The organism is Jidongwangia harbinensis (assembly GCF_020216025.1).
GTDB lineage: Bacteria > Actinomycetota > Actinomycetes > Mycobacteriales > Micromonosporaceae > Actinoplanes > Actinoplanes harbinensis.
On the sequence record NZ_JAIWNC010000065.1, the window covers coordinates 21704 to 29171 of the forward strand.

Sequence of the window (7468 nt, forward strand, 5' to 3'; positions counted from 1 at the left end):
GTGTCCGGCATCACCGCCCGAGGGCCCCGATCAAGGCGCATCCTGATCTCAGCGCATTCTCAGGGCCACCCCTACAGAATGTGATGACTTCTCCCAGCTTCGAGGTGGCCGTCCGATGACCGACCTGTTGACCATGATGGCAACACCGGCCTGGGCGTACCTTGCTATTTTCGGCTTCCTCGCGATCGACGCGATGGTCCCGGTGGTGCCGATCCAGGCCATCATGATCACCTCAGGTGCACTCACCGTGTATGGCAACCTGAGCCTGCCGCTGGTCATCGCGGTCGGCGCGCTGGGGATGTTCGCCGGCGACTCGATCGCGTTCGTTCTGGGTCGCACCGCCGGACAATCGGGCAACAATCACTGGCTCGGCGTCCGCCTGGCCGCGTTACGCAGCCGCTTCGCGCCCAAGCACGAGGACGGCCTGCCGACCACGTCGCGGACCCGCCGCGCCGCCGCCCGCGCCACCCGCGGCCTGCGCCGGCCGGGCCCGCTGGTGCTGTTGCTCTGCCGGTTCGTGCCGGGCGGGCGGATGGCGGCCGGCTACCACGCCGGGCGGTCCAGCTACCCGATCAAATTCTTCGTGGCGTACGACGGCGGCGCCGCCCTGGCCTGGGCGACGTACGGCGGCCTGGTGGGGCACATCGGCGGCACCGCGGTGACCCAGTCGGCGTGGCGGCTGTTCGCCATCGCCGCCACCGCCGCGGTCATCTTCGGCACCGCGGGCTGGATCCTGGCCCTGTTCGGCGGCCGCAAGGGCACCCACGACTCCACCGAGCCGGGTTCCGCCACGGAGACACCGGCCCGCGTACACCACTGACCCGTTACTGGAGTTCGTGCTGCATCAGCTGGCGGGCGGCCTCGGCGATGGAACCGGACAGCGACGGATAGATGGTGATGGTGTGGGCCAGCTGGTCCACGGTGAGGTTGTTCTCGATCGCCATGGTGATCGGCAGGATCAGCTCGCTGGCCTTGGGTGCCACCACCACGCCGCCGACGATCTGCCCGGTCGCCGGGCGGCAGAACAACTTCACGAAGCCGTCGCGCAGCCCGGCCATCTTGGCCCGCGCGTTGCCGGTCAGCGGCAGCATCACCTGCCGGGCCGGGATCTTGCCGGCGTCCACGTCGTTCTGCGAGACGCCGACCGTGGCGAGTTCCGGGTCGGTGAAGACGTTCGCCGACACGGTACGCAGCCGCAGCGGCGCCACCGCCTCACCCATCGCGTGCCAGATCGCGATCCGGCCCTGCATGGCGGCCACGCTGGCCAGCGGCAGCACCCCGGTGCAGTCGCCGGCCGCGTAGATGCCCGGCACGTTGGTACGGGACACCCGGTCCACCGTGACGTACCCGCCGTCGGCGACCTGCACGCCGTACTCGCGCAGGCCCAGGTCGGCGGTGTTCGGTACGGCACCGACCGCCATCAGCGCGTGTGAGCCCTCGACCGTGCGGCCGTCGGCGAGCGTGACCAGCACGCCGTCGCCGGTGTTCGCGACCGAGGCGGCCCGGGACTGGTTCAGGATCGTCATGCCGCGGTCGCGGAACACCCGTTCGATCGCCATGGCGGCGTCCGCGTCCTCGTGCGGCATCACCCGCTCGCGGCTGGACACCAGCGTCACCTGGACGCCCATGGCCAGGTAGGCGCTGGCGAACTCGGCGCCGGTCACGCCGGAGCCGATGACGATCAGGTGGTCGGGGAGTGCCGGCAGGTCGTACACCTGGCGCCAGTCCAGGATCCGCTCGCCGTCCGGCACCGCGCTGGACAGCACCCGCGGCGTCGCCCCGGTGGCGATCAGCACCGTCGCGGCGTCCACCGCGTACGTCTCGCCACCCACCGGCGTGATCAGTACCTGGTGGGTGTGGCCCAGCGTGTCCTCGCCCATCCGGGCCCGGCCGGTCACCACGTCCACGCCGGCCTTGACCAGCTTGGCCTGGATGTCGCCGGACTGGGCCAGTGCCAGCCGCTTCACCCGGGTGTGCACGGCGGCCGCATCGATCTGCACCGCCTCCAGACCGGCCGACCGGATGCCGAACTGCTCGTTGTGGCGGTATCCGGTCACCACCTCGGAACTGGCGATGAACGTCTTCGACGGCACGCAGTCGGAGAGCACACAGGCCCCGCCGGCACCGTCGGCCTCGACGAGGGTGACCTCCGCATCGAGTTGCGCCGCCACCAGGGCCGCCTCGTACCCGCCGGGTCCCCCGCCGATGATCACGATCCGACTCACTGCGCCCCTACCTTCACGAAACCAGTATCAAGTGTGCCGACACGCACCCCTCGTATTCTCCCCTACGCGGTCATCCGGCTATCGTCATCGCCGTGCGTCATTACGCCGCGTATGGCTCTAACCTGGATCCGGCCCGTATGCGGGCCTACTGTCCGCACTCACCGATGGTCGGGGTGGGGTGGATAGAAGGCTGGCGCCTGACCTTCGCCGGCGAGGGCGACATGGGCTGGGAGGGCGCGGTCACCACGATCGTGGAGTCGCCCGGCGACCGCGTCTTCGTGTCGGTCTACGACGTCCACCCCTGGGACGCCGCCCAGCTCGACGAGGTGGAGGGCGTGACCGCGGGCGCGTACCAGAAGCTCACCGTGCGGGTGGTGACGCTGGAGGGCGAGTTCAGCGCCTGGGTGTACGTCTTCGACGGGTACGAGGGCGGCCTGCCCACCGCGTGGTACCTCTCCGAGATCGCCAACGCGGCGGAGAAGGCGGGCGCCCCCGACGACTACGTTGCGGAGTTGCGGGCGCGGCCGACGCGCACGTCCACGCCGGAGATCTAACGGGCCGCCGCTACCGTCCGTTGATAGATGTTCGCCTCGTACAGCGGGTACATCCCCACCGAGCGGTACAGCCGGGCCGCCTCCGTCGGGTTCGCCAGGTCCACGCCGAGGCCGCCTTCCTTGCGGCCCTTGGCGGCGTACACCGCGAACGCCTGGCGCAGCAGTGCGCCGCCCACCCCGCGCCGGCGGTACGGCCGGAGCGTGGCGAGCGCCTTGATCCAGCCGGCGTTGTCCTCCGCACCCACGTCGCTGGACTGCAGCACCCCGGCCCACTGACCGTCGACCTCGCCGATGAACCACTCGTCGTACGCGATGCTGCTCTCCCCGGCCAGCTGCTCCCGCCAGGTCTCGTACGTCGTGGCCCGGTGGTCGCTGTCCCGGAACGCCTCCTCGATGGTGGCGTGGAACCGGCGCATCTCGGCCTCGTCGTCCGGGTTGACCGTGCGGATGGTGATCCCGGCGGGCGGCTCCGGTGGCGTCGGCGAGACGTCGGCCAGCGGCAGGATCATCCGCGCGTGCCGCTTGAGGAACGTGAACCCGGCCTCGGTGAGCGTGTCGATCCACGGCTGTTCGGTCGGGATGGCCCCGGCCCGCACCGTGTACCGGTCGTGCCCGAACGTCACGGCCCGCTCGGCGGCCCGCCGCAGAATCAGCGCCAGCAGCGGGCGCAGGGCCGGCACTCCGCGGTCCGGCCAGGCGTACACCTCGATGAAGTCGCGGGCGTCGCCGGTCGCGTTGTACGGGTACGCCCAGCCGACGATCGCGCCGTCCGCGTCCAGGGCGACCCAGCAGTCCGTGGCCATGTCGGTGTTCGGCGCGGTGAGCATCTCCCGCACCTCCTCGGCCGTGAAGTCCGGCTCGCCGACCGAGGCGATGTCGCTGGCGTGCACCAGCTTGAGGATCTCCGGCACGTCGTCCAGGGTCGGGCGGCGCGTCGACCAGCCCTCGGGAAGCTCGCTCACAGGCGCATCGGACCACACCCGGACCGGCGGCGAAACCGATTTACCCGACCAGCCGGTGGTTGAGCGACTCCAGCAACCCGATCAGCTCCACCCGCTCGGCGCGGTCCAGATGCCCGTACGCCTGCCCGGCCAGCGCGTTCGCCACCGACTCGGCCCACATCAGCCGCCGGGTGAGCGGCCCGGCCGGCGGGTACGGCGGCTGCCAGCCGAACGCCACCGCGCCGGTCTCGCCCTCCGGCCCGGCGATGATGGCCTGCAGCGGGGTCAGCCCGGACGCCCGCACCGCCACCACGTGCACGCCCATCCGGTGCTCGTGCAGCAGGTGCAGCATCACCGCGGCCAGCGCGCCCGGGGTGTGGTCCGGCACCGGCATCGACCGCCACGCCGCGAACAGCGGCAGCCCGGCCGCGTCCACCGCCGTCACCACCCGCTTGGCCAGGTCCAGCAGGCGTCCCACCCGGGGGAAGTCGCCGATGTGGTCGTCGCCCCAGCGGCACAGCTCGTGCAGGTGCCAGGTGGCCACCTCCATCGGCTCGGTGGTCTTCGCCGCCGCCTCCCAGCCGTCGGTGACCGCCTCCGGCGCGATGAAGCCGATCGCCGCCGCGACCGTCTCGGGCCGGACGTCGCCGAGCGCGCCCGCGCGGGCCGACACGTGGTACGCCCACCCGGACAGGCCGAGCAGACGGGCGCGGCGCAGCGTCTGCGGGGATTCGGCGAAGGCACCCACCACCTGAGCCAGTCCCGGCTTGGCATTCGCGGCTGCCTGTTCCGGAGTCACGCGCCCGATTCTGCTCTGCCTGACCGGTTCTGGAAAATGGTGGTCACTCCAGGTCCTCGGCCTCGAGATCTTCCAGGGCCGCCTGGACGTCGCCGACCCGCCGCCGCGCCGCGGCCGTCTCCCGTTCGGCGGTGCGTCGCGCCAGCTTGCGCCGGGCCACGTCGGCCTGCGCCTCGGCCCGGCGGCGTTCCAGCTCGGCCAGCTCCGCGTCCAGATCCTCGACGAGATGACCTGCGTCACGTTCCGCGCCCTCGGCCCGCTCCAGCTGGGCGTCCGCCCGGCTCTCCGCCGCCTGCGCCTGGGCCAGCTCGCGCCGGAGTTCGCGTACCCGCTGGGCCCGTTCCCGCCGGCGCCGCTCCGCCGCGGCCCGTTCCCGCGCGCTGAGCCGGACCGGCTCCGCGGATTCCTCGTCGTCCTCCTCCGCCGCCTCCTCGTCGGCCTCGTCGCCGGCCGCCGGTTCGTCGTCCTCCGCGGTGATCAGCCGCAGCCGCGGGCGGGGCACCTCGCCGAAACCGGCATACGTCGCGGCCCGGATCAGCCGCCCGGTCTGCACCTGTTCGGCGATCTCCGGCTCGGCCATCGCCGCGGTCAGCGTGGCCTCCACCTCGGCCAGCGGCAGCTTGCCCGAGGTCAGCGACGGGTCCTCCGCCACCGCCAGCTTGCGGGCCGCCGCCACCAGCGCGGACACCACCTGGCGCCGCTGCGTGGTCAGCTCCCGCAGCTCGTCGCCCTGCAGGCTGCGCTGCGCCGCGCGCATCGCCGTGGCCAGCTCGACCAGTTCGTCGATCAGTTCCGGGCGGCGCAGCGCCAGCAGGTTCACCAGCCAGGCCGCCACGGTCGGTTTGCGCAGGGCGGCCAGGCGCTTCGCGGTGACCGCGTCACCGGCCCGCTTGGCGTCGGCGATCGCCGCGGACCGGGCCGCGACGAAGCCGTCCGGCGGCGCCTCGTACAGGCCCCGGATCAGGTCGTCGATGGCGGTGGACACGTCAGTCGATCGTGGTGCCGGGCGCCACGTGCGCGTACTCGGTGCCGGACAGGTTCTGCAGATGGCCGTCGCAGATCTTCGCGCCGGTCTCGTTGAGCAGCGCGTCGTGCAGCGCGTACGCCCGTCGAGGTCGCACCGCCCGGACGAAGTCGATGGACTCCATCAGCTTCGCCCAGGGCGCGTGCAACGGTACGAACAGCGTGTCCACGCCGGCGTCCTCCGGCACGAAGAACGAGTCACCCGGGTGGTACACCGTGCGGTCGCCGTCCCCGATCAGGTAGCCCAGGTTCGCCACCCGCGGGATGTCCGGGTGGATCAGCGCGTGCTGCCCGCCGTACGCCCGCACCGGAAAGCCCGCGGCCACGAACGCCGCACCCGCGTCCACCGCCGTGACCGCCTCGCCGATCGCGTCCAGCATCGGCCGCACCTGCGGGTGCACGAAGATCCGCAGCTCCGGCCGCCGCTGCACCGCCTCGGTGAGCGCGCCGACGTCCAGATGGTCGGCATGCTCGTGGGTGATCAGCACGGCATCCGCGCCGTCCAGGGCCGAACGTTCGCTGAACGCGCCCGGGTCGACGACCAGCACCGCGCCGTCGCCCTCGACCCGCAGGCAGGAATGCGTGTACTTCGTGACGCGCACGGGACCCCTCCGCAGCCAAATCGTGACTCCTCATCCCGCAGTCTGCCGGAACCGACGGACGTGTGCCGCACGTCCCAGGTCGCACAGGCTCACGGGGTTCGGAGGAAGCCATGCGTAACACACGACTACTTCTCGGCACAGTATTGATAGCCGGTGTCGCCCTCTCGGGATGCGGCGGCGCCGGATCACAGGACAATTCGGCCTCGTCCGCCGGCGCGCCCGGCATGGCCGGACCGGCACCGGCCGAAGCGCCGGCCGCCGAACAGCAACGGAACCAGCCGGCCAAGGCACCCAACCTCAGCGTCGACCAGCGGTCGATCGTCTACACCGGCTCCATCACGGTACGGGTGAAGAACGTGACCACGGCCGCCGCCCAGGCCACCGGCATAGCCACCGCCGCCGGGGGCTTCGTCGGCGCGGACAACCGGCACAGCGGCGACGGCGCCGACAACGCCACGCTGGAGTTGCGGGTCCCCGCGGCCAAATTCGCCCCGGTGGTCGAGCAGCTGTCCAAACTGGGCACCGAGGAACTCCGCGGCATCAACACCGAAGACGTCACCGAACAGGTGGTGGACCTCGACGCGCGGATCGCCGTACAACAGGCCCGGCTGGACAGCGGCCGCCGGCTGCTGGCCCAGGCGAAGTCCCTCGACGACCTGGTCATGCTGGAGAAGGAGGTGGCCACCCGGGAGTCCGACCTGGCCTCCCTGCAGGCCAAGAAGCGCCGCCTGGCCGACCTCACCGCGCTGTCCACCATCACCGTGGTGCTCCTCGACCCCGACGCGGCAACCGCCGAGGGCGACGAGGGACCGCCCGGCTTCCTGGCCGGCCTGCAGGGCGGTTGGACCGCGCTGCTGGCGTCGCTCGCGGTGCTGGTGACCGTGTTGGGGGCGGTACTGCCCTGGCTGATCGCGCTCGGCCTGCCCGTCTGGGGCGTGATCTGGGCGGTGCGCCGGCTCGGGCGGCGACGGTTGGCCGCGCCGGCGCTGGCCGAGGCCTACCCATCGGGTACGCGGCAGGGACCGTTGCCAGGATCGCGGCAACCGGGCGGGCCCGCTGGTTCGCGGGCGGAGTCCGAAGCCGGGCCGGGCACACCGCCTGGTGAACAGCCCGGGTCGTCGCCCAGTGGCCCGACCGGGCCGCCCCGGGGCGCCTAGGGATCGCGGGCCGGCTGACGGCCGGAGGCACCGGACCTAACTTGAGTTTTAACGTGTGGCGGGGTTGCATCGACCCTGGTTGATCATGAGGACAGCCCTTGATTGATCATCTTCTTGTCTAGGGAAGAAGATCCACACCAAGGGCTGTCTGGTGATTAGTGTGCATG

8 protein-coding genes are annotated in these 7468 nt (G+C 71.8%); 3 read left to right on the top strand and 5 right to left on the bottom strand.

The annotated features are described in order from the left end of the window. The first annotated feature begins 115 nt into the window (after window positions 1-115). Entirely contained in the window at window positions 116-820 is a 705-nt protein-coding gene (locus LDL48_RS41775) for a DedA family protein (RefSeq protein WP_225260744.1), read from the top strand. A 4-nt stretch (window positions 821-824) separates the two neighbouring features. Here LDL48_RS41775 and LDL48_RS41780 read toward each other — a convergent pair whose 3' ends face one another. Next, entirely contained in the window at window positions 825-2225 is a 1401-nt protein-coding gene (locus tag LDL48_RS41780) for an NAD(P)H-quinone dehydrogenase (protein WP_225260745.1), read from the bottom strand. Window positions 2226-2317: 92 nt separating this feature from the next. Here LDL48_RS41780 and LDL48_RS41785 point away from each other — a divergent pair, with 92 nt between their 5' ends. Continuing rightward, complete coding sequence (locus tag LDL48_RS41785) at window positions 2318-2779, top strand: gamma-glutamylcyclotransferase (protein WP_225260746.1); 462 nt, start codon at window positions 2318-2320, stop codon at window positions 2777-2779. Here LDL48_RS41785 and LDL48_RS41790 read toward each other — a convergent pair. From LDL48_RS41790 to LDL48_RS41805, 4 genes are read right to left on the bottom strand one after another with little or no spacing between them, the layout of a single operon-like run. Then, a complete protein-coding gene (locus tag LDL48_RS41790; RefSeq protein ID WP_225260748.1) occupies window positions 2776-3741 on the bottom strand; it encodes a GNAT family N-acetyltransferase in 966 nt (321 codons plus the stop codon). The genes LDL48_RS41785 and LDL48_RS41790 overlap by 4 nt on opposite strands. A gap of 40 nt (window positions 3742-3781) precedes the next feature. Further along, window positions 3782-4519 carry an SCO6745 family protein gene (locus tag LDL48_RS41795; protein WP_225260749.1) on the bottom strand — a complete coding sequence of 246 codons (738 nt, stop codon included), beginning with the start codon at window positions 4517-4519 and terminating at the stop codon, window positions 3782-3784. 43 nt (window positions 4520-4562) lie between these two features. Next, entirely contained in the window at window positions 4563-5504 is a 942-nt protein-coding gene (locus LDL48_RS41800) for a hypothetical protein (protein ID WP_225260750.1), read from the bottom strand. A gap of 1 nt (window position 5505) precedes the next feature. Next, window positions 5506-6144: an MBL fold metallo-hydrolase gene (locus LDL48_RS41805; protein WP_225260751.1), complete on the bottom strand. Its 639-nt coding sequence runs from the start codon at window positions 6142-6144 to the stop codon at window positions 5506-5508. A 110-nt stretch (window positions 6145-6254) separates the two neighbouring features. Between LDL48_RS41805 and LDL48_RS41810 the strand changes: the two genes are divergently transcribed. Next, window positions 6255-7301 carry a DUF4349 domain-containing protein gene (locus tag LDL48_RS41810; protein WP_225260752.1) on the top strand — a complete coding sequence of 349 codons (1047 nt, stop codon included), beginning with the start codon at window positions 6255-6257 and terminating at the stop codon, window positions 7299-7301. Window positions 7302-7468 lie beyond the last annotated feature (167 nt).

Coding starts and splice junctions, on each gene's coding strand:
- LDL48_RS41775 (WP_225260744.1), top strand. CDS start 116: ATGACCGACCTGTTGACCATGATGGCAACACCGGCCTGGGCGTACCTT.
- LDL48_RS41810 (WP_225260752.1), top strand. CDS start 6,255: ATGCGTAACACACGACTACTTCTCGGCACAGTATTGATAGCCGGTGTC.